The 19,639-nt window shown below is 60.6% G+C and carries 23 protein-coding genes; 8 read left to right on the top strand and 15 right to left on the bottom strand.

Going from position 1 to position 19,639, the window contains the following annotated elements:
- Positions 1-4: 4 nt before the first annotated feature.
- The 3 genes from B1781_RS21460 to B1781_RS21450 are packed head-to-tail and all read right to left on the bottom strand — an operon-like array spanning position 5 to position 2,164.
- A complete protein-coding gene (locus B1781_RS21460) occupies positions 5-673 on the bottom strand; it encodes a hypothetical protein (protein ID WP_078121642.1) in 669 nt (222 codons plus the stop codon).
- The gene (gene serB, locus B1781_RS21455) at positions 670-1,884 is read right to left on the bottom strand and encodes a phosphoserine phosphatase SerB (RefSeq protein WP_078121641.1); all 1,215 of its coding nucleotides are present in this window, start codon (positions 1,882-1,884) and stop codon (positions 670-672) included. Before serB ends, B1781_RS21460 begins: the two co-directional genes overlap by 4 nt.
- Position 1,885: 1 nt before the next feature.
- A complete protein-coding gene (locus B1781_RS21450) occupies positions 1,886-2,164 on the bottom strand; it encodes a YcgL domain-containing protein (protein ID WP_078121640.1) in 279 nt (92 codons plus the stop codon).
- A 119-nt stretch (positions 2,165-2,283) separates the two neighbouring features.
- Between B1781_RS21450 and B1781_RS21445 the strand changes: the two genes are divergently transcribed.
- Together B1781_RS21445 and B1781_RS21440 are read left to right on the top strand one after the other, a co-directional pair.
- A complete protein-coding gene (locus B1781_RS21445) occupies positions 2,284-2,829 on the top strand; it encodes a Slp family lipoprotein (protein ID WP_078121639.1) in 546 nt (181 codons plus the stop codon).
- Positions 2,830-2,843: 14 nt separating this feature from the next.
- Positions 2,844-3,350 carry a Slp family lipoprotein gene (locus B1781_RS21440; protein ID WP_164513500.1) on the top strand — a complete coding sequence of 169 codons (507 nt, stop codon included), beginning with the start codon at positions 2,844-2,846 and terminating at the stop codon, positions 3,348-3,350.
- A 26-nt stretch (positions 3,351-3,376) separates the two neighbouring features.
- Here the strand turns inward: B1781_RS21440 and B1781_RS21435 are convergent, their stop codons facing one another.
- The 3 genes from B1781_RS21435 to B1781_RS21425 all read right to left on the bottom strand — a co-directional run bounded on the left by B1781_RS21435 (position 3,377) and on the right by B1781_RS21425 (position 6,249).
- Entirely contained in the window at positions 3,377-3,838 is a 462-nt protein-coding gene (locus B1781_RS21435) for a hypothetical protein (protein ID WP_078121637.1), read from the bottom strand.
- Positions 3,839-3,842: 4 nt separating this feature from the next.
- Complete coding sequence (locus B1781_RS21430; protein ID WP_078121636.1) at positions 3,843-5,039, bottom strand: iron-containing alcohol dehydrogenase; 1,197 nt, start codon at positions 5,037-5,039, stop codon at positions 3,843-3,845.
- A 94-nt stretch (positions 5,040-5,133) separates the two neighbouring features.
- Positions 5,134-6,249: a PilT/PilU family type 4a pilus ATPase gene (locus B1781_RS21425; RefSeq protein WP_078121635.1), complete on the bottom strand. Its 1,116-nt coding sequence runs from the start codon at positions 6,247-6,249 to the stop codon at positions 5,134-5,136.
- A gap of 69 nt (positions 6,250-6,318) precedes the next feature.
- On the opposite strand from B1781_RS21425, the gene B1781_RS21420 reads away from it, so the two are divergent.
- On the top strand, positions 6,319-7,116 hold the full coding sequence (locus B1781_RS21420; protein WP_078121634.1) for an MOSC domain-containing protein: 798 nt from the start codon (positions 6,319-6,321) through the stop codon (positions 7,114-7,116).
- On the top strand, positions 7,113-7,664 hold the full coding sequence (locus B1781_RS21415; protein ID WP_078121633.1) for a DUF1415 domain-containing protein: 552 nt from the start codon (positions 7,113-7,115) through the stop codon (positions 7,662-7,664). The genes B1781_RS21420 and B1781_RS21415 overlap by 4 nt, the downstream gene beginning before the upstream one ends.
- 22 nt (positions 7,665-7,686) lie before the next feature.
- Here the strand turns inward: B1781_RS21415 and B1781_RS21410 are convergent, their stop codons facing one another.
- Positions 7,687-7,953 carry a hypothetical protein gene (locus tag B1781_RS21410; protein ID WP_078121632.1) on the bottom strand — a complete coding sequence of 89 codons (267 nt, stop codon included), beginning with the start codon at positions 7,951-7,953 and terminating at the stop codon, positions 7,687-7,689.
- 175 nt (positions 7,954-8,128) lie between these two features.
- Here B1781_RS21410 and B1781_RS21405 point away from each other — a divergent pair, with 175 nt between their 5' ends.
- Positions 8,129-8,878, top strand: coding sequence for a sulfite exporter TauE/SafE family protein (locus B1781_RS21405; protein ID WP_334223815.1), 750 nt, complete (start codon positions 8,129-8,131; stop codon positions 8,876-8,878).
- Positions 8,879-8,890: 12 nt separating this feature from the next.
- On the opposite strand, the gene arfB is transcribed toward B1781_RS21405, so the two are convergent.
- From arfB to B1781_RS21375, 6 genes are all read right to left on the bottom strand, one after another.
- The gene (arfB, locus tag B1781_RS21400) at positions 8,891-9,307 is read right to left on the bottom strand and encodes an alternative ribosome rescue aminoacyl-tRNA hydrolase ArfB (RefSeq protein WP_408646378.1); all 417 of its coding nucleotides are present in this window, start codon (positions 9,305-9,307) and stop codon (positions 8,891-8,893) included.
- On the bottom strand, positions 9,304-10,422 hold the full coding sequence (locus B1781_RS21395) for a PQQ-dependent sugar dehydrogenase (protein ID WP_078121630.1): 1,119 nt from the start codon (positions 10,420-10,422) through the stop codon (positions 9,304-9,306). The genes arfB and B1781_RS21395 overlap by 4 nt, the downstream gene beginning before the upstream one ends.
- A 30-nt stretch (positions 10,423-10,452) precedes the next feature.
- Complete coding sequence (locus B1781_RS21390) at positions 10,453-11,046, bottom strand: hypothetical protein (protein ID WP_078121629.1); 594 nt, start codon at positions 11,044-11,046, stop codon at positions 10,453-10,455.
- A gap of 18 nt (positions 11,047-11,064) precedes the next feature.
- Positions 11,065-12,966 carry an ATP-binding cassette domain-containing protein gene (locus B1781_RS21385; RefSeq protein ID WP_078121628.1) on the bottom strand — a complete coding sequence of 634 codons (1,902 nt, stop codon included), beginning with the start codon at positions 12,964-12,966 and terminating at the stop codon, positions 11,065-11,067.
- A gap of 75 nt (positions 12,967-13,041) precedes the next feature.
- Positions 13,042-14,559 carry a YifB family Mg chelatase-like AAA ATPase gene (locus tag B1781_RS21380; RefSeq protein WP_078121627.1) on the bottom strand — a complete coding sequence of 506 codons (1,518 nt, stop codon included), beginning with the start codon at positions 14,557-14,559 and terminating at the stop codon, positions 13,042-13,044.
- Between the two features lie 46 nt (positions 14,560-14,605).
- Positions 14,606-14,854 carry an accessory factor UbiK family protein gene (locus B1781_RS21375; protein WP_078121626.1) on the bottom strand — a complete coding sequence of 83 codons (249 nt, stop codon included), beginning with the start codon at positions 14,852-14,854 and terminating at the stop codon, positions 14,606-14,608.
- 284 nt (positions 14,855-15,138) lie between these two features.
- Between B1781_RS21375 and B1781_RS21370 the strand changes: the two genes are divergently transcribed.
- The 3 genes from B1781_RS21370 to B1781_RS21360 all read left to right on the top strand — a co-directional run bounded on the left by B1781_RS21370 (position 15,139) and on the right by B1781_RS21360 (position 17,577).
- On the top strand, positions 15,139-15,852 hold the full coding sequence (locus B1781_RS21370; protein WP_078121625.1) for a TorF family putative porin: 714 nt from the start codon (positions 15,139-15,141) through the stop codon (positions 15,850-15,852).
- Positions 15,853-15,930: 78 nt separating this feature from the next.
- The gene (glnK, locus tag B1781_RS21365) at positions 15,931-16,269 is read left to right on the top strand and encodes a P-II family nitrogen regulator (protein WP_078121624.1); all 339 of its coding nucleotides are present in this window, start codon (positions 15,931-15,933) and stop codon (positions 16,267-16,269) included.
- Positions 16,270-16,290: 21 nt separating this feature from the next.
- Positions 16,291-17,577: an ammonium transporter gene (locus B1781_RS21360; protein WP_078121623.1), complete on the top strand. Its 1,287-nt coding sequence runs from the start codon at positions 16,291-16,293 to the stop codon at positions 17,575-17,577.
- A gap of 99 nt (positions 17,578-17,676) precedes the next feature.
- On the opposite strand, the gene B1781_RS21355 is transcribed toward B1781_RS21360, so the two are convergent.
- On the bottom strand, positions 17,677-18,726 hold the full coding sequence (locus B1781_RS21355; protein WP_078121622.1) for a succinylglutamate desuccinylase/aspartoacylase family protein: 1,050 nt from the start codon (positions 18,724-18,726) through the stop codon (positions 17,677-17,679).
- Position 18,727: 1 nt separating this feature from the next.
- A complete protein-coding gene (gene rimK, locus B1781_RS21350) occupies positions 18,728-19,633 on the bottom strand; it encodes a 30S ribosomal protein S6--L-glutamate ligase (protein ID WP_078121621.1) in 906 nt (301 codons plus the stop codon).
- Positions 19,634-19,639: the final 6 nt, after the last annotated feature.

Raw genomic sequence — 19,639 nt, 5'->3', positions numbered from 1 at the left:
CTGCTTACTCACTGGCGGTATAGGTCACGCCGTCGGGCATCACGAAGTCGCGCGGCGGCAGATACTCCAGTATCTCGCGGGAATCATTGTCGATCAGAATCGACAGGCCCTTGTCGGGATAGAACCAGCTCACTGCCTCTTCACTCTCCGCTATCCACGCGGTGGGCTCACCGAAACGCGATCGGAAGAACTCCGCATCCAGGCCGCGGGTGGCCGGCACGTAGGTGATCGCGGTGACGCGTCGCTGCATGTGATCCTTGGGAGCGTCGGGCAACGGATGTTTCCAGTCGCCCGAGGGCGAGCCTTCGCGCTTGGTGCTGCGCGCCAGGATTGCCTGCAGTTCTTCGTCGCTGGCTTCGAGCTTGGCCACCACCTTGGCCTGCAAGGGGCCAAACTGCACGTTGCCGAAAAACGCCTCGAGCGACGGGCGGCCGGATGCCGGCTCGAACAGTGCAAGGGCCTCGAGGCCACCGAACTTACGCATCGCATCGGCCAGTGTCGCCTTGCCCAGGTCGAGATCGAAGACGCGACTGCCGCCGTCGTCGTTTAGCGTGATCTGCCAAGGCAGGTCGGTGCGCGCTTTGAGCGCATCCGGCCCGGGTGTCGGCGCGAACAATTGAAAGCCGATCAGCACGATGGCAACGACCGCCAGAATCGCGAGCGGGGTCTTCATGCACTTACCTCCCGGTCACGTACACCCAGTAGATACAGAATGCTGTCCAGCCCCAATGTGGAAATGGCATGTTCGGCATTCTCCTTGACGACGGGTTTGGCATGAAACGCGACACCCAGCCCGGCGATCGACAGCATCGGCAGGTCGTTGGCGCCGTCGCCGACGGCGATCGTCTGACGCATGTCGATGCCCAGTTGATGGGCCATGTCGCTCAACAACTCGGCCTTTTTCTCGCCGTTGACGATCTCGCCCTGCACCTTGCCGGTGAGCTTGCCATCGACGATCTGCAGTTCGTTGGCCGACACGCAGTCGAGGCCGAAGCGCTGCTTCAGGTGATCGGCGAAATAGGTGAAGCCGCCGGACAGGATGCCGACGCGGTAGCCGAGTTTCTTCAGGCTGGCGATCAGGCGTTCTGTGCCTTCGGTGATCGGCAGTTCAGCGGCGATCTGCGCAAGCACCGATTCCTCCAGGCCCTCGAGGGTCGCCAGACGGCGTTCGAAACTCTCGTTGAACGGGATCTCGCCACGCATCGCCGATTCGGTGATCGCGGCCACCTGGTCGCCGACCCCGGCTTTCTTGGCGAGCTCGTCCATGACTTCGCACTGGATCAGGGTCGAGTCCATGTCGAACACGATCAGGCGGCGGTTGCGGCGATACAGATCGTCGGGCTGGAAGGCGACATCCACCTCGTCGTCGCGTGTGATCGCGAGCAGATCATGGCGCAGCGTGGCGACATCGTTCGCGTCACCGCGGATCGAGAATTCCACGCAGGCGCGCTTGTGCGGATTGCCGTGGCGCAACGAGAAACGGCCCGACAGCCTGGTGATCGCGTCGATGTTGAGCCCGTGCTTGGAGACGACCGACGCGACATGGCTGATGTTGGCCGCGGTCAGTTTGCGCCCGAGCAGCGTCACGATGTAACGCGGACGGCCCTGGCTTGCCACCCATTGCTCGTAATCGTCTTCGGCGATCGGCGTGAAGTTGACCTTGAGTTTGTGCAGGTGAGCCAGAAACAACAGCTCTTTCATCACCGCGCCCGACTCGGTCTCGTCGGGTATCTCGATCAGCATGCCGAGATTGAGCCGGTCGTGGATCACCGCCTGGCCGATGTCGAGCACGTTGACCGCGTGTTCGCCGAGCGTTTCGGTAAACGCGGCGGTAACGCCGGGATGGTCGTCGCCGTTGATCGTCAGCAGAAACAGTTCGCGCATGTCAGTCTTGGTTGCCGTGGTACAGGTCGGGTTTGAGCTGCGGTGGCATCTGCAGGTGAAAGCCCTGACTGCGGAGGTTGGCGATCACCTTGGTCACGTCCTCGCGTGCGAGTTTGCGCTTGGGGCTCAGTTCGAGCTCGATGACCAGAATGGGTTCGCCGAATTGCGCCAGCAGGGTTTCAGGGATGCAGTCGAAGCCGTCTTCCTTGGCCAGATACAGATACATTTCCTGTTTGCGTGGACTGCGATACACCCAGCAGTTCAGGCTCGTTTCAGACATGACGTGTTACCTTTTACGTGATCGCGGATTCTATACGGAATCTCCCCGGCATGGGGGGTGCCCGGCGGAACTAATCGCCATGCAATCGACTCTTCAGGATTAGCAGGCAGGGAAACGGGATGTCACCGAGACAGAGAAATCGTTGGGCTTTGATGGTGCCGATGGTGCTGTTGTTGACGGCGTGCGCCAGCAATGTGCCCAAGGAACTGGGCGAGAATCTGCCCGAGGCGCCAACCCGGGGCCAGGTGCGATCCGCGCCCGACGACTATCGCAGTCAACAGGTGCGCTGGGGTGGCGATATCCTGTCTGTTGCCAACCTGGCGGGCAGCACCGAGGTCGAGGTCTACGGTCGACCCTTGTACAAAGATGGCGAACCCGCGCCCGATGGCGGCGACGGCATTCGATTCCTGGCGAAGATATCGGGATTTCTCGATCCGGCGCAGTACAAACCGGGCAAGCGCTTGACGGTGCGTGGCCGGATTGCCGGGGTCGAGACCCGACCGGTGGGAGAGTTTCCCTATATCTACCCGGTGGTCGATGCCGAGTTCTATCATATGTGGCCGGCCTACGAACCGCCGGACCGAGTCTGGGCGCGCGACCCGTACTACTATGATCCCTGGTGGCCGTGGGGCCCGTGGGGACCTTACCGCTATTGGCCCTATTGACGATGAGACTGCTGATGCGACTGTGGATACTGTGTAGTGCCGCTGTGCTGCTGGCCGCCTGTTCAAGCGCGGACAAACGTACCGACACCCGCCCCTCACCTGCCGAGGTGACCGCCTCGGGCAATGCCGCCGGTGAAGTGCATTGGGGTGGGCAGATCGTATCGATCAAGAACCTGCGCGACCGGACATTGGTCGAGGTGTTGGCGTTTCCGCTCGATGCCAAGGGCCGTGCCGAGACCGACGAAAAACCGCTTGGTCGTTTCATTGTCGACAAGGCGGGGTTCCTCGAGCCGCATCAGTATGCGGCGAATCGTGTCGTCGAGGTGAGGGGAACCTTGCACGGGTTCACCAAAGGGACCGTCGGCCAGGCGCCCTATAGCTACCCGGTCGTGGTCGCGGACTCGTTGATACTGTGGTCTGAAGAAAGCGACTACGCGACCGGCCGCAGCAGCCCGCGCATCAATTTCGGCGTCGGCGTCAGCAACCACGGCGGCGGCGTGGGTGTCGGCATCGGTTTCTGATGGGCCGGCAGGGCCGGCATCGTGCATCAATCCGATTTGGGCACCTTGAGCTTGATGCCTTTCAGGTGAGCCAATACCACCAGCAAAAACTTGAACAGGGTGCGCAGCCGCGGCTTGAGGTCGAGTGACTCACCGCCGTGGGCGAGTTTTCGCAGCATCGCAATACGCTCGTACGCGTTCTCGATCAGGCGGGCGGTCTCCCAGCCTTCGTAGCGGTCGAATTCGCGGATGCCGGCGTAGGTGTCTTTCGCCAACTTCTTTTTCTGCATGCCGGCCAGCGACACATTGCGCCGCGTCGCCAGACGAAACTGCTGGTCATCCAGGCCATCGATGATGGTCTTCTGCGGGAGTTCTTCGCGCAGCCCTTCGCGGATAAAGGCGAGGTTGCGCTGTAACTCGATCAACAGCTGGTTTTGCGACGATTTGCGTGCGAGGTACTTCGAACGCTCCTTGTCGTAGATGTTGTACAGGTCCTGAATGATGCTCATGCGTTCAGAGTCGCGTCCTTAGTAGCCGGCCAAGTTCTTCGTCGGTCAATGCCAGGGGGTTGGTCTGCATGCTGCCGCCGCGGCAGTTCGCGACCACCCGCCCGATATCGTTCTCGGTCATGCCGAATGCGCTGAGGCGCGGTAGCTGCAGGCGTTCGGTCCACTCGTCGAGCAGGTCCATCAGGCCATCCTGCGCATCGCACTCGCTGCGATACATCTGCCCGCCCAGCAGCAGACCGGCCTCGGCATACTTGCGCAGCGCCGGACCATTCGGTTCGCGTTCGCGCAATGCCTCGATGTTGGCACGCGTCGCCGCGGCGACCAAGGTACCGCAAACCACGCCGTGCGGGATCGGAAAGAAGGCGCCCAGCGGCGAGGCCAGACCATGCACCGAACCGAGTCCGCATTGCGCCAGCGTGATGCCGGAACACAGCGAGGCGTAGGCGAGCTTCTGATAGCCCTTCTGCGCCATCGGGTCGTCCGGTTTCCACGCCTGCCAAAAGCCGTCGCGAAACGCCTGCATGCCGGACGTCGCCAGGGCATCGGTAAACGGGCTGGCGCGCAGCGACACATAGGATTCGAGCAGCTGGGTGAACGCATCCATACCGTTGGCGGCGATCAGTTCTTTGGGGCAGCTGTCGAGCAGGCTGGGATCGACGATCGCGACGGCGGCTACCAGCTTTTCGTCGCGAAAGGACTTCTTGAAACCGTCGGGGCCGTGGCGCGACAGCACGGCGTTCTTGGTCGCTTCGCTGCCGGTGCCGGCAGTGGTGGGAATCGCTATGAAGGGTACCGCAGGGCCTGCGTAGGGAAGGCCTTTGCCCACGCCTTCGAGGTGATCGAGCACCTTGCCGCCGGTCTTCAGCAGTCCGGCGATCGCCTTGGCGGCGTCGAGCACGCTGCCGCCGCCGATGCCGACGACCACATCGATGGCTTTGTCGCGATGCTGCTCGACGGCCTGGTCGACCAACTCCGGCGAAGGCTCGCCCTCGACAGTGACTTGGTGCCATTCGATGCCGTTGTCCGCGAGCGCCTGCAGCAACCGCGGCCAGCGCGGCGTGGCTTGCAGCGAGTGTCTGCCGGTAACCAGCAAGGCATGTCTGCCGAAGTCGAGGATGGCATCGGGTGTTTGATCAAAGGTGCCGCTACCGAATCGGATCGATGGCAGCCGGGCGACCTGGAAGGCTTTGAACGGATTCACAATGACAATCGGGCGGAAGAAATCAGTGATACAGCATTATCACCGATTCCCCGCCCGATTGAGAGGGTGCGTGCCCGCGCGTGGCGGGAGTTGCTCAGCCGACGACCTGGCCTTTCAGCTCCTCGGGCTGCTGCGGTGCGGAATCGGCAACGCCGGCGTTCAGGCGGATGCGCAGTGCCAGGTTGTTTTTGGAATCGGCGTGGTTCAACGCCTCTTCGACCGAGATGGCGCCTTCGCAGTACAGGTCGTACAGCGACTGGTCGAACGTGACCATGCCGCGTTCGCCGCCCTGTTCCATGGCCTCTTTCAACTCGGAGATCTTGCCCTTCTCGATGAGCTCGGAGGTGTAGCTGGTCAGAATCAACAACTCGACCGCGGCGCGGCGTCCGCCGTCTTTGGTCGGGATCAGGCGCTGCGATACAACCGCTCTGAGGTTTAGTGACAGGTCCTTGAGGATCTGTTTGTGTGCGCTGTCGGGGAAGAAGTTGACGACGCGGTCCAAGGCCTGGTTGGCGTTGTTGGCGTGCAGGGTCGACAGACACAGATGTCCAGTCTCGGCATAGGCGATAGCGTGCTGCATCGTGGCAGCATCGCGGATCTCACCAATCATTATGAGGTCGGGTGCTTCGCGCAACGCATTCTTCAGTGCGTTCTCGTAGCTCATCGAATCGAGACCGATCTCGCGTTGATTGACCACCGATTTCTTGTGGCGGTGCAGGAATTCAATCGGATCTTCAATCGACAGAATGTGACCGGTGGTGCTCTCGTTGCGATGATCGATCATCGACGCGAGCGTGGTCGACTTACCTGAGCCGGTGGAACCGACCACGAGGATCAGTCCGCGTTTTTCCATGATCAGGTTTTTCAGTGTCTGCGGCAGGTACAGTTCTTCGATGCTCGGGATTTCGCCCTTGATGTAACGAATCACCATCGCGACATCGCCGCGCTGACGGAACACGTTCACACGGAAACGACCGAGTGAGTGAACCGAGATGGCGAGGTTGCACTCCATCGTGCCCTCGAACTCACGTACCTGTTCATCGTTCATCACCGAGTACGCCAGTTGCTTGACCTCGGCGGAATCGAGCGCCTTGTCACCGATCTGGATGGTCTGGCCATTGATCTTGACGTGCGGGCAGGCGCCCGAACTGAAATACAGATCCGATGCCGTGCGCTGTACCATGAGACGAAGATAAGGAGTGAGTTCCATAACCTGTACCTGAAACGTGTGGATCGGGGTTGAGAGCGGCCGATTTCCCCAAAAGTTGAGAGGAAGCTAATGACCGAATTAACACTTACGGCGATCAATCGTTTTCCGGTGAAATCGATGACCGGTGACAGTCATCAATCGCTGGAAATTGACGCCTGTGGTTTCGTGTTGGATCGTCGCTGGATGTTGGTCGACCGCAACGGCAAATTCCTGACTCAGCGCCAGCACGCCCGTATGACTTTGATTCGCACGCGAGTCGACGATGCCGGTCGCTTGCACCTGTCTGCCCCGGGCATGCCGGACATCGCGGTCGGCGATCGCGGCGGTGAGCAGCTCGATGTGGTGGTATGGCAGGACAGCGTAACGGCGACCGCTGTCGATCCGCAGGCCGACGCCTGGTTGAGCGACTTCATGTCGATCGATTGTCGCTTGGTGCGTATCCCCGATGACGTCGTGCGGCCTGTCGATCCGGCGTATGCGGCGGAGGGAGACCGCGTCGGTTTCGCCGACGGCTTTCCCTTTCTATTGATATCGCAGGCATCACTGGACGATCTCAACACTCGGCTCGATCAGCCGGTACCGATGATTCGCTTTCGCCCCAATCTGGTCGTTGCGGGTTGCGATGCCTTTGCCGAAGACGGCTGGAAGCGTATCCGCATCGGCGACATCGGTTTTCGCCTGGTCAAACCGTGCTCACGATGCATCATCCCGACGATCGATCCGGCCACCGCAGAACGATCGGCCGAACCGTTGCGTACCTTGATGAGCTATCGCAAACGCGACAACAAGATCTATTTCGGGCAGAACCTGATACACGATGGCCGCGGACGGCTCGAGGTCGGCATGCCGGTCGAGGTGTTGGAATGACATTGCCGCTGACGACACAAGCCGAAGCGAACACGCGTCGCTGGCTTGAGCGCATCGTTGTCGGGCTGAACCTGTGTCCGTTCGCCGCATCGCCGTTCAAGCGTGAACGTATCGCCTACCGCGTGAGTGAAGGCACGACGCTGGAATCCGTCTACCGGGACGTACTGGCGGCGGCGGATGAACTGCTCAACGGCGATCCGAGCGAGATCGAGACTACGTTGGTGATTGCGCCCAACGCGCTTCACACCTTCGACGAGTACCTGGAGGCGCTTGCGCTGATCGAACAGGCGCTTGGTCAAGCCGGCCTGGACGGTATTCTGCAGGTTGCGAGCTTTCATCCGGACTATTGCTTCGACGGCGTCGCACAAGACGACCCGGCGAACCATACCAATCGCTCACCGCACCCGATGTTTCACCTGATCCGCGAGGCGGGCCTGGCGGCCGCGTTGGAGTCGTACCCGGATGCCGATGGCATACCGGAGCGCAATGTCGAGCTGCTGCGAAAGCTGGGTATCGACGAGATACGCCGACTGCTCGAATTGTCGTGACGCTGCCCGTCGGGGCGGCGTATCAGTGGCGTACGACGATATCCGGATGCATATTGATGCCGCCGTCGGCTTCGAGAATACCGAATCGGTCGCGATCCGGGCTGGTGATGACCACGACCGGTGTCTCGAACAGCGGTTGGCGAACAAAGGCCAGCCGCCAGCCGAAGTTCTCGATTTTGTTCAGCGTCAGCGTCTGGTCTTGATTGAGTAACGCGTCCAGATTGGCCGGCACTGCGTATCGCGTGCCGCGACGGTCTTCGTGGGGAGAGTTTCCTGAACCGATCGACATACTGCATCCCTCGCGCTTGATTGGTTGAATCCAACATCCTTGTAGATTCAGCCTAGTCCGTTTTTTCCAGTATTGCGAACGCCAAGACCAATTTGGGAATGGTCTTCATGAAACGGACTGATACAAGTTAGGTTAATCTGAGCGCACCTGCTCAATCGCACATCGTAGCGGCCCTTTGCATAGCGAGATTCTGCTTTTTGTCGCCGTCAGTCTGCTGGCCGCCTTCGTTCACGGCGCTTTCGGATTCGGCTTCCCGTTACTGTCGACACCTTTGCTGGTGTTTGGATTCGACCTGCGCACCGCAGTACTGCTGACCCTGGTGCCGACCGTATCGATCAACCTGGTCAGCATTCTCTCTGAGCACCGTTGGCGAGAGGCACTCAAGCACTACTGGCCGATCCCGACCTTCACCATCGTCGGCAGTTTTATCGGTACCCAGGTGTTGCTGACGGTCAATCCCGAACCGTTCCGCCTGTTGCTGGCCGCCGTCTTGATCGCCTACCTGATCAGCGATCACCTGCATTCGGGCGAGCGCGTGATCAAGGTGCCGAAGTGGGGGATGGCGGTGTTCGGTTTGCTGCTTGGCCTGCTGGCCGGCGTGGTGAACATCTTCGCGCCGCTGGTGATTGCCTATGCGCTGTATACACGCATGCCGGTGCCGTTGATGGTCGCAACCTTCAACCTGAGTTTCATCACCAGCAAGTCCGGTCAGATTCTCGGTTTCATCAGCCAGGGCGCTTTCGACCTCGATGTTGTGGTGATTGCAGTCGTCGCATTGCCGCTGATTCTCGGCGCCTTGTGGTTGGGCATTCGGGTGCGCAAGCGCGTCGATATGGACACCTATAAGGGCATGCTGCGCGGTTCTTTGTGGGTGATCTCGATTGCGATAGCCATCGATGCGCTACGCCGCATGTTCTGGCTGTGAGGTAAGCCGACGTCAGTCGTCGACGTTTCGACGCAGGCGTTTGAGTTGGCCGTGCTTGGCCTTGCTGTCCATGCGCCTGCGTTGCGAGGCCTTGGTCGGTTTGGTTGCACGCCTTGCCTTCTGCGTTTTACCGGCAGCCACGATCAGGTCACGCAAGCGTTCGAGTGCGTCGGCGCGGTTCTTTTCCTGGGTGCGGAAGCGCTGCGCTTTGATGACGATGATGCCGTCGCTGGTGATTCGACTATCACCGAGTTGCAGCAGTCGCTGACAGACAGCCTCCGGCAGGCCGCTGTTGTTGATATCGACACGCAGATGCAGTGCCGACGAAACCTTGTTGACGTTCTGCCCACCTGCGCCTTGCGCGCGGATCGCCTGCCACTGCAGCGCGTCGTCGTTCAATTCGATGCCCGGCGCGATCTGCACGGTCAGCGTCCGTTGGCAGGCCGCAATCGGATCAGCTTGCCGTTGCGCGCGTCGCTCAATAGATAGAGATAGCCGTCCGGCCCCTGGCGCACGTCGCGGATGCGTCCGAACCTGCCTTCGAACAGGCGCTCTTCATGGGTGATCTTGTCGTTTGCAATCTCCAGTCGCACCAACAGGTCGAACTTCAACGAGCCGACGAACAGATTGCCCTGCCAGTTGGGAAAACGATCGCCATCGTAGAAGGCCATGCCGGAAGGGGCTATCGATGGCACCCAGTAGTACAGTGGTTGCTGCATGCCGGGTTTGGCCGTGCCTTCGCCGATCTTGGTGCCGAAACCGTAATTCGCGCCGTAGGTGATGACCGGCCAACCGTAGTTGTATCCGGCCTGCGGCAGGTTGATCTCGTCACCACCCTGTGGGCCATGCTCATGTGTCCATAGCTTGCCGCTGCCTGGATGCAGTGTCGCGCCCTGCATATTGCGATGGCCATAGCTGTAGATCTCCGGGCGGGCGTTGCGTTGGCCTACGAAGGGGTTGTCGTCCGGAATGCGGCCGTCATCGTGTAGACGGATGACAGAACCGGCATGGTCATTGAGATCCTGCGCGCGCGGACGGTCGCCGCGATCGCCGAGTGTGATGAACAGGTAGCCGTCGCGATCGAACACCAGGCGCGAACCGAAGTGCCTATTGGTGCGCGATTTGGGTAGCAGGCGAAAGATGACTTGGGTATCGCGCAGTGAGCTGCCGTCGAATCGGCCGCGCACAACCGCTGTGCCGACGCCGTCGTTGGTACGCTCGGCGTAGCTCAGATAAACCCAACGATTGTTTTCGAAATCTGGATGCAGGGCGACGTCGAGCAGCCCGCCCTGGCCGTATTCTGCAATTGCCGGCAGGCCGCCGATGGGGCTTGCGTGCAAGTGGCCTTGTGCATCGACCAGGCGCAAGCGCCCGGGGCGTTCGGTGATCAGATAGCCGCCCCCGGGCAGAAAGGCGAGCGACCAGGGGTGAACCAGACCTTCGGTGACGATCTCGTAGTCGATCTTTTCACGTTCGGTCTCGAGGGGTTCCGCCTGCAGGGGCAGGGCGGTCATCAACAGCGCGGCAATGAGTATCGCTTTCATACGGCCACTTTAGCCGCATGACGGCAACGATCAAAGGGTCACGCGTGCGCGTTTCACATAAACCACTTCGCAGGCGCGGGCACCGGTATCCTCGCGGGTCAGTGAACTGATCCAGCGCCAGCCGTCATCACCATCGACACGCACCAGGTAGCCTTCGAGCTGGATGATCTGACCCTGGCGGAAATCATCCAGTGCATCGGCGACATCGTCGCTTGCCGGGATCATGTGCATATTGGCGCTATGCGTCTCGATATCGCGGCGTGGGATCGGCAGGTTCGGCGTCGACCAGCGGTACCAGCGACCGGATTGGCTGATGGCGATGTCGCTGAGCACCTGTTCGTCGGACATCGGGCCCCAACCCAACGCGAGATCCATCGGTGATACATCGGCTTCGCGCCCGAAGCTGTAGTCTTCGCGCGACAGCACCTTGGCGCGAATGCTGAAATCAGCCAGCGGGGTAATGCGATAGCCCTTGTAGTCGAAGCTGTCGCCGCTGGCGGTCGCCGATTGTGCCGGCAGCACATTGGCGTGTATGCCGGGCCCGAGTTGCACCGCTGCCGGTTCGCTCCAGCCGAAGTGCCATACGCCGGCGGCGATGGTGAGTACTATCAGAAATCGAAACATGGTCAGCCGTTGCGATGATCATCGCTGCGCGCTTTCCAGTGCCTCGGCGGCCTCCATCCAGGCCTCTTCGGCAGTCTCGAGTTGCGCGTCGACATCACCTTTGTCGCGCAGCAGTTGCTGCAGCTCATCCTTCCGTTCGTCGCTATATAAGCCGGTATCGGCCAAGGCGGCCTCAAGCTGAGCCTGTTTGGTATGCAGGGCGTTCATCTGCTGTTCGCAACGCTCGACGGCCCGCCGCAAGGGCTGCAGTGCCTTGCGTTGTTCGGCTTCGAGGCGTTTGCGCTCGCGGCGTTGTTCGGCCGAGTCCGAGCGCGTCGCCGATGTCGGTGCAACCTCCTGTTTGCCGGCGCGATTGTGTGCCGCCAGCCATGCGGGATAGGCGTCGAGTTCGTCGTCAAACTCATCGACGCGCCCGCCGCTGACGAGTAGCAGGCGGTCACACGTCAGGCGCAGCAGGTGACGATCGTGCGAAACCACCACCATGGCGCCTTCGAAGTCCTGCAGGGCGGTCGCCAATGCCTGGCGCATCTCGAGGTCGAGATGGTTGGTCGGTTCGTCGAGCAGCAACAGGTTGGGGCGGCGGTACACCAGCAGCGCGAGGACCAGGCGGGATTTCTCACCGCCCGAGAAGGGAGCGACCGCTTCGAGCGCTTTGTCGCCGATAAAGCCGAAGCCGCCCAAGTAGTCGCGCAAGGCCTGCTCGGATGCGTCGCGGTCGAGTTGTTGCAGATGCTCGAGCGGACTGTGTCCGGGCTGCAATTGCTCGAGCTGGTGTTGGGCGAAATAGCCGATGGCCAGATGGCGTGCCTCTGCACGTTCACCGGCCAGCGGTGCAAGGTCGCCGGCAAGCAGCTTGATCAACGTGGATTTGCCGGCGCCGTTCGGCCCCAGCAAGCCGATGCGATCGCCCGGGTTGAGTACCAGCTTGGCGTGCCGGACGATAGCGGTATCGTCGTAACCGACAGCGCAGTCATCCAGTTTCAGCAGTGGATGCGGGTTCTTCGGCGGCGGCTTGAACGCAAAAGCAAATGGTGAATCCACATGCGCGGGCGCGATCTGTTCCATGCGTTCGAGCGCCTTGATGCGACTCTGCGCCTGGCGCGCCTTGGTGGCCTTGGCGCGAAAGCGTTCGACGAATGAATGCATGTGTGCAATCTCGCGCTGTTGCTTTTCGTAAGCCGCTTGTTGATTGGCAAGCTGTTCGGCACGCCGGTGTTCAAATGCTGTGTAGTTGCCGTTGTACAGCGTGGCGCGCGTTTGTTCGATATGCAGGATGTGGTCACACACACTGTCGAGAAAATCGCGGTCGTGCGAGATCAGCAGCAGGGTGCCGCGATACTGTTTCAACCACGCCTCCAACCAGATCACGGCGTCGAGGTCGAGGTGGTTGGTCGGCTCGTCGAGCAGTAACAGGTCGGAACGGCACATCAGGGCGCGGGCGAGGTTCAGGCGCATGCGCCAGCCGCCGGAGAAATCGCTTAATGGCCGGCGTTCATCGCTCGGTTTGAAGCCGAGCCCGCTCATCAGGGTCGCGGCGCGGCTGTTGGCCTGGTAGCCGCCGATGTGGTCCAACTCGGAGTGCAGGTGCGCGATGCGCTCACCGTTGCCCGACTGTTCGGCATCGGCCAGATTTGCCTGCAATTTTCGCAACCCCTGGTCGCCGTCGAGTACGTACTCGATGGCTGCCTGATCGGTCGCCGGCATCTCTTGCGCGACATGGGCGATCTCCCAACCCGCGGGGAAGCTCAGCTTGCCCTGGTCGGCATGCAGGCCGCCCAGAATCATGGCGAACAGGCTGGACTTGCCGGTGCCATTGGCGCCCGTCAGGCCCGACTTGTGTCCGGGGTGGATCTGGAAAGTGGCGTGCTCGAACAACAGGCGCGGGCCACGGCGGAGAGCAACATCATCGAACTGCAGCATGGGCGGGGAGTTTACCCAAGTCTGTGCCTGTTGGTACGACGCTCAACGCTACACGGCGCGGGACAGGCGACTCGTTCAGCCGATGCGATCCAAACGGCGATAACCGATGGCCTCGGTCAGGTGTTGATCTTCGATACTTTCCTTGCCCGCCAGGTCGGCGATCGTACGCGCCACGCGCAGGATGCGGTGAAAGGCACGCGCTGAGAGACCGAGTTTATCGATGGCGTTGGCGAGCAGGGCTTGCCCGGCGGGCGACAATGAGCAGTGCCGTTGCAGGTCTTCGTGGCCGAGCCGAGCGTTGGCGGTTCCCTGGCGCTCAAGCTGCTTTTCCCACGCTGAGCAGACCCGCTGGCGCACCGTTGCGCTGTCTTCCGAGCGCGCTTTCAACCCGCCCAGCAGCGCTTGACGTGGTAAGGCGGATACTTCGATCTGGATATCGATGCGGTCGCGCAACGGACCGGAGATGCGCCGCTGATAGCGCGCCACGCGTTCCGGGCTGCAGCCGGCACAAATGCGTTCAGGGTCGTTGGCGTAGCCGCACTGGCAGGGATTCATCGCCGCGATCAATTGGAAATCGGCCGGAAACTCGGCTTGGCGAGCGGCGCGCGAGATCAGGATCTTTCCGGTTTCGAGCGGCTCGCGCAGTACGTCGAGCACCTTGCCGTTGAACTCTGGCAGTTCGTCCAGGAACAGCGTACCGAAGTGGGCGAGCGAGACCTCTCCTGGTCTCGGGTGGCTCCCGCCGCCACCTCCGACCAATGCGACTCCGGACGCCGTATGGTGCGGTGCCCTAAAGGGCCGTTGCATCCATGTGCCCGGCGAGAAGGGCAGACCGGCGATCGATCTGACGGCCGCACTCTCGAGTGCTTCTCGCTCTGTCATGGGCGGCAGAATACCGGGCAGCCGGCTGGCGAGCATTGATTTGCCGCTGCCTGGTGGCCCCACCATTAGCAGGTTGTGGCGACCGGCAGCCACGATTTCGAGGGCACGCTTGGCCTGCGACTGGCCCCATACGTCGGCGAGATCCGATGACGGTGAGTTCGAGGATTGTTGCTGGGGTTTGCAATGTTCTTTCAGAAGGGTCGCGCCCAGCAGATGGGCGGTAACTCCCAGGAGATGCTCAGCGGGGTATGAGGCCAGCGACGAGACAAGCGCGGCTTCGTCGGCATTGGCCGCGGGCAGGATCATCTTGGTGTCGGCCGCGGCAGTAGCCAACGCCATGGGCAGAACACCGCTGATGCTGCGCAATGCGCCGGCGAGACTCAGCTCGCCGACAAACTCATAGCCGTCGGCAGACTTATCCGGCAGTTGCCCACTCGCCAGGAGGATGCCGATCGCGATTGCCAGATCAAACCGGCTGCCGTGCTTGGGTATATCTGCAGGGGCAAGGTTGACCGTGATCCTTCTGGCGGGGAAATCAAATCCGCTGTTGACCAGCGCGCTGCGCACGCGGTCGCGGCTTTCCTGTACCGCCTTCTCGGGCAGTCCGACGATGTTGAAGCTGGGCAGACCGTTGGCGAGATGAGTCTCGACGGCTACCGGTGGGGCGTCGACGCCAATAGCGGCGCGACAGTGTGTTACTGCAAATGCCATGACCTTCCTTGGTCCTGAGGGCCTGCGCTGTAGCAGGCCGGATTGATCAGCGCTTGGCGTCGGCCTCCATGGCCGCAACGCGATCTTCGAGCGCTTTGAGTTTCTCGCGGGTGCGCAGCAGCACCGCCTGCTGAATCTCGAACTCTTCGCGGGTTACCAGATTCAGTTTCGCCAGTGCGGCTTCGACGCTCGATCGCACGTTGCGTTGCACGTCGTTCTGCAAATTTTGCAGGCCGCGCGGCAGGTTTTCGGCGACGCGCCGCGACAGGTCATCGAACAGTTTGGGATCCAGCATGTTGTCCTCCGACGGCCAGTTGCCGCGAGCAGCGAAGGGTAAGAAACCGCGTTCCGGGTGTCCAGTTTCATCAATGCACCAAGATGATGCACCAACTTGGGGCGGGCTCTCCACAAAAGTTTGCTTTTGGTGCGAGAGCAGCGCCAAAAGGTACCGTAGTCAGGCTGTAACCAAATGAAAATCAAAAAGAAAGAGTCGTTGGCATATGTCGTGCTAAATGCTGGGGCAGTCGCGTGTTCAACACCGATCTTTTCAAAAGCACAGCCTTAGGGAGTTAACCAAATATGAAGATGAAGAAGGCAGCCCTTGCAGTCAGCGCGTTGTTGATGACGTCGACATCTGTAATGGCAGAGTTCAGTGGCAATGTCGCACTCACCACGAACTACATTTTCCGCGGTATTTCGCAGAACGATAACTCGTTTGCGATTCAGGGCGGCTTCGATTACGAGCACGAGTCGGGCTTTTATGCCGGCATCTGGGCTTCCAACGTAGACGACGAGTTCTTCGCCGGATCCAGCATCGAAATCGACACCTACCTGGGTTGGGCGGGCACGGTTGGGCCGGTCGATCTGGACGTTGGCTACGTCCGTTACAACTACCCGGATAGCGACGAGAACGATCCGAACATCGGTTATGAAACCGATACCGACGAATTCCACGTTGGCATTTCCAAAGACTTCGGCGTACTGGCAGCCGGCTTCACCGTCAACTACAGCCCTGACTTCTTCGATGTCGGCGACGGCATGTACTACGACCTGGGTATCGATGTGCCGGTCGGCAGTTTCACGATCTCGGCGCACTACGGCGTGACCGACATCGACGAGAAGAGCGGTCTGCCTGATCTCGACTACGAAGACTGGAAACTCGGTGTTTCGACCGAATACGCCGGCTTTGGTTTCGATCTCAGCTACACCGATACCGCCGACGATGGATTGTGTGACGGCACGCCGGCTGTTTGCGGCGATCACATTGCATTCACCGTTTCCAAGTCGCTGTAAGCCGAACCTAAAAAACTAACCATTTAATTTTTTCACTGGCCACCTGCCATTGTCGCAGGTGGCCTAGGAGAAGTACCTATGAAACTGGTTGCAGCCATCATCAAGCCCTTCAAGCTCGATGACGTGCGTGAAGCCCTTTCCGACATCGGCGTCACGGGTATCACCGTTATCGAAGTCAAGGGATTCGGTCGCCAGAAAGGCCATACCGAACTGTATCGCGGCGCTGAATACGTCGTCGATTTCCTTCCCAAGATCAAAGTTGAAATCGCGATCGATGACGATCAGCTCGACGCGGTTATCGAAGCCATCAGTGCCGCTGCCAAAACCGGCAAGATCGGCGACGGCAAGATCTTTGTTTACGAACTTTCTCAGGCCATTCGCATCCGCACAGGCGAATCCGGTCCTGAAGCACTTTAAGCCTGCCGGGGGTTGCTAAAAATGGAGAATCATATCTTTGAACTCCAGTACGCCATAGACACGTTTTATTTTCTGATCTGTGGTGCGCTGGTTATGTGGATGGCGGCAGGTTTCGCCATGCTCGAGTCGGGCCTCGTTCGTGCGAAGAACACGACCGAGATCCTCACCAAGAACGTCGCTTTGTATGCCGTTGCTTGCATCATGTACATGGTCATCGGCTATCACCTGATGTATGACGGTGGCGTGCTGTTGGCCGGTATCGAAGGCGGTGAAGCGCTGGTCGCGGATGCGCTGAAGTCGTCGGCAGAGAACGGCTTTGACGGTGACGCGGTTTACTCGAGCGCGTCGGACTTCTTCTTCCAGGTGGTGTTCGTTGCGACCGCAATGTCGATCGTATCGGGCGCGGTTGCCGAGCGTATGAAGCTGTGGGCCTTCCTGTTGTTCGCCGTCGTCATGACCGGCTTCATCTACCCGATGGAAGGCAACTGGACTTGGGGCGGCGGTAGCGTCTTCGGTCTGTACAGTCTTGGCGACGACTTCGGCTTCTCCGACTTCGCCGGTTCGGGCATCGTTCACATGGCAGGCGCCGCGGCTGCACTGGCCGGTGTTCTGCTGCTTGGACCGCGTAAGGGCAAGTACACCGCCGATGGTCGCGTGAACGCTATCCCGGGTGCCAACCTGCCGCTGGCTACGTTGGGTACCTTCATCCTCTGGATGGGCTGGTTCGGCTTCAACGGTGGTTCGGTGCTGAAGCTCGGCGATATCGCCAACGCCAACTCGGTCGCCATGGTGTTCCTGAACACCAACGCGGCGGCTGCCGGTGGTCTGGTGACTGCGCTGATCGTTGCCCGTCTGTTGTTCGGCAAGGCTGACCTGACGATGGCACTCAACGGTGCACTCGCCGGCCTGGTGGCCATCACCGCCGAGCCTTCGACTCCGTCGGCCCTGTCTGCCACGCTGATCGGTGCCGTTGGTGGTGCGATCGTCGTGTTCTCGATCCTGACCCTGGACAAGATGAAGATCGACGATCCGGTCGGTGCCATCTCGGTGCACGGCGTGGTCGGCTTCTGGGGCCTGATGGCAGTGCCGCTGACCAACGGTGAAACAAGCTTTGTCGGTCAGTTGGTCGGTGCGGGAACCATCTTTGCCTGGGTGTTCGTCGTCAGCTTCGTTGTCTGGCTGGTGATCAAGGCGATCATGGGTATCCGCGTATCGGAAGAGGAAGAGTACGAGGGTGTGGATGTTTCGGAGTGCGGTATGGAAGCCTATCCGGAATTCACCGGTGCTCGCGGGTCTTCCAGCACCTGATCCCAGATCATTCGATCTGTAAGCGAAAAGAAAGGGCGCCTTCGGGCGCCCTTTTTTTGTTCCCGGTATTGAATCGGCCCCGTTGCGAGCCGCACCTTTTCAGACGATGGGGGGTTCCTCGATCAGCTCAGGCGGTACCAGGTTCGTGGGTTCCTGCAGTGCGTCGAGGTGCTGTTCGAGCAGCGACGTCTGGCGTGTGCGCCCGACGTGAAACAGCGCCTCGCCCTCGAACACCAGGGGCAGATTGGTACGGCCGATCACGACCCCATCGTAAGGTGCAGGCATTTCGAATTCGGATTCGCCGGACGGATCGGCGACCACGCCCAGAACTTCACCCTTGCTGACCATCGCACCCAGCTTGGATTGAGCGCGCAGAATGCCGCTGTGCGGCGCGCGCTGCCAACTGCTCGAACGCAGTACGGCGCTCGGCCGGCTTGGTTGACGTTTGCTCGGTGGAAGCATCGCCAGACGGCGCAACACATTGATGATGCCGCGCAGCCCGATCTGGATCGAAACCTCTTCGAAGCGCAATGCTTCTCCCGCTTCGTAAACCATAACGGGCACACCGAGGTCGGCCGCCGCACCGCGCAACGAACCTGAGGGCGCAGCGGAGTGCAGCAATACTGGCGCACTGAATGCCTTTGCCAGGGGCTCAAGGATCGGATCGTTGATGTCTGCGCGAATCTGCGGCAGGTTGTCGCGATGGATCGCAGCGGTATGCAGGTCGATACCCAGGTCGGAACGCTCGACGACCTGCGACATGAAGGCAAAGCCCAGCCTGCCGGCAAGGGATCCGGTTTCGCTGCCGGGAAAACTGCGGTTCAGGTCGCGGCGGTCGGGCAGGTAACGCGAACGGTTGTGGAACCCGAACACGTTGACGATCGGCACCGCCAGCAAGGTGCCGCGTATCCGTTTCAACTGGGGGGTGCGGAGCAGGCGGCGAATGATCTCCACACCGTTGATCTCGTCGCCGTGTACCGCGGCGCTGATGAAGACGATGGGGCCATCGTTCTTGCCGTGCACCACATGCACCGGCATGCTGACCGGGTCGTTGGTGTAGAGACCCGGCAGTGGAATGCTGACGACCTGACGTTGTCCGGCTGCGACGGTGGTATCGCCGATCTCGAACTGAGGTCGTTGTTTCGCCATGTCAGCCTTTTCCGCGGGTCTTGGTATTGTTGGGTTTCTGATTTTTCTCGATGAACTCGATGATCATGCCGGCGACGTCTTTCTTCGACGCAGCTTCGATGCCCTCGAGCCCGGGTGATGAGTTCACCTCCATCACCACCGGGCCGTGATTCGAACGCAGGATGTCGACGCCGCAGACATTCAGCCCCATGATGCTGGCGGCACGCGTCGCGGTTGAGCGTTCTTCCGGCGTCAGGCGAACCAGCGTAGCACTGCCGCCACGGTGCAGGTTCGAGCGGAACTCACCCTCCTTGCCCTGTCGCTTCATCGCGGCGACCACCTTACCGCCGACGACCAGGCAGCGGATGTCGGCGCCGCCGGCCTCCTTGATGAACTCCTGGATCAGGATGTTGGCCTTCAGGCCCATGAATGCCTCGATCACACTCTCGGCCGCCTTTTCGGTTTCGGCCAGCACCACGCCGATACCCTGTGTGCCTTCAAGCAGTTTGATGACGGCCGGCGCACCGCCCACCATCTTCAGCATGTCCTGCACGTCGTCGGGCGAATGGGCAAAGCCGGTAACCGGCAGGCCGATGCCCTTGCGCGCCAGCAGTTGCAGCGAGCGCAGCTTGTCGCGCGAGCGGGTGATCGCCACCGATTCGTTAAGCGGATACACGCCCATCATCTCGAACTGCCGCAACACGGCGGTGCCGTAGAACGTAACCGATGCGCCGATACGCGGAATCACCGCATCGAAGCCGGTCAGGTTCTCGCCCTTGTAGTGAATCGTCGGGCGCAAAGAGGTGATGTTCATGTAGCACCGCAGCGCGTCGAGCACGCGAACTTCATGACCACGTTGTTGCGCGGCTTCCACCAGGCGGCGGGTCGAATACAGTTTGCTGTTGCGCGAGAGAACGGCAATTTTCATAGTCAG

The organism is Thiosocius teredinicola, assembly GCF_002009425.1.
GTDB lineage: Bacteria > Pseudomonadota > Gammaproteobacteria > Chromatiales > Chromatiaceae > Thiosocius > Thiosocius teredinicola.
Note: the sequence above shows the minus strand (reverse complement) of the source record. Positions and strands in the feature narration are given on the sequence as shown.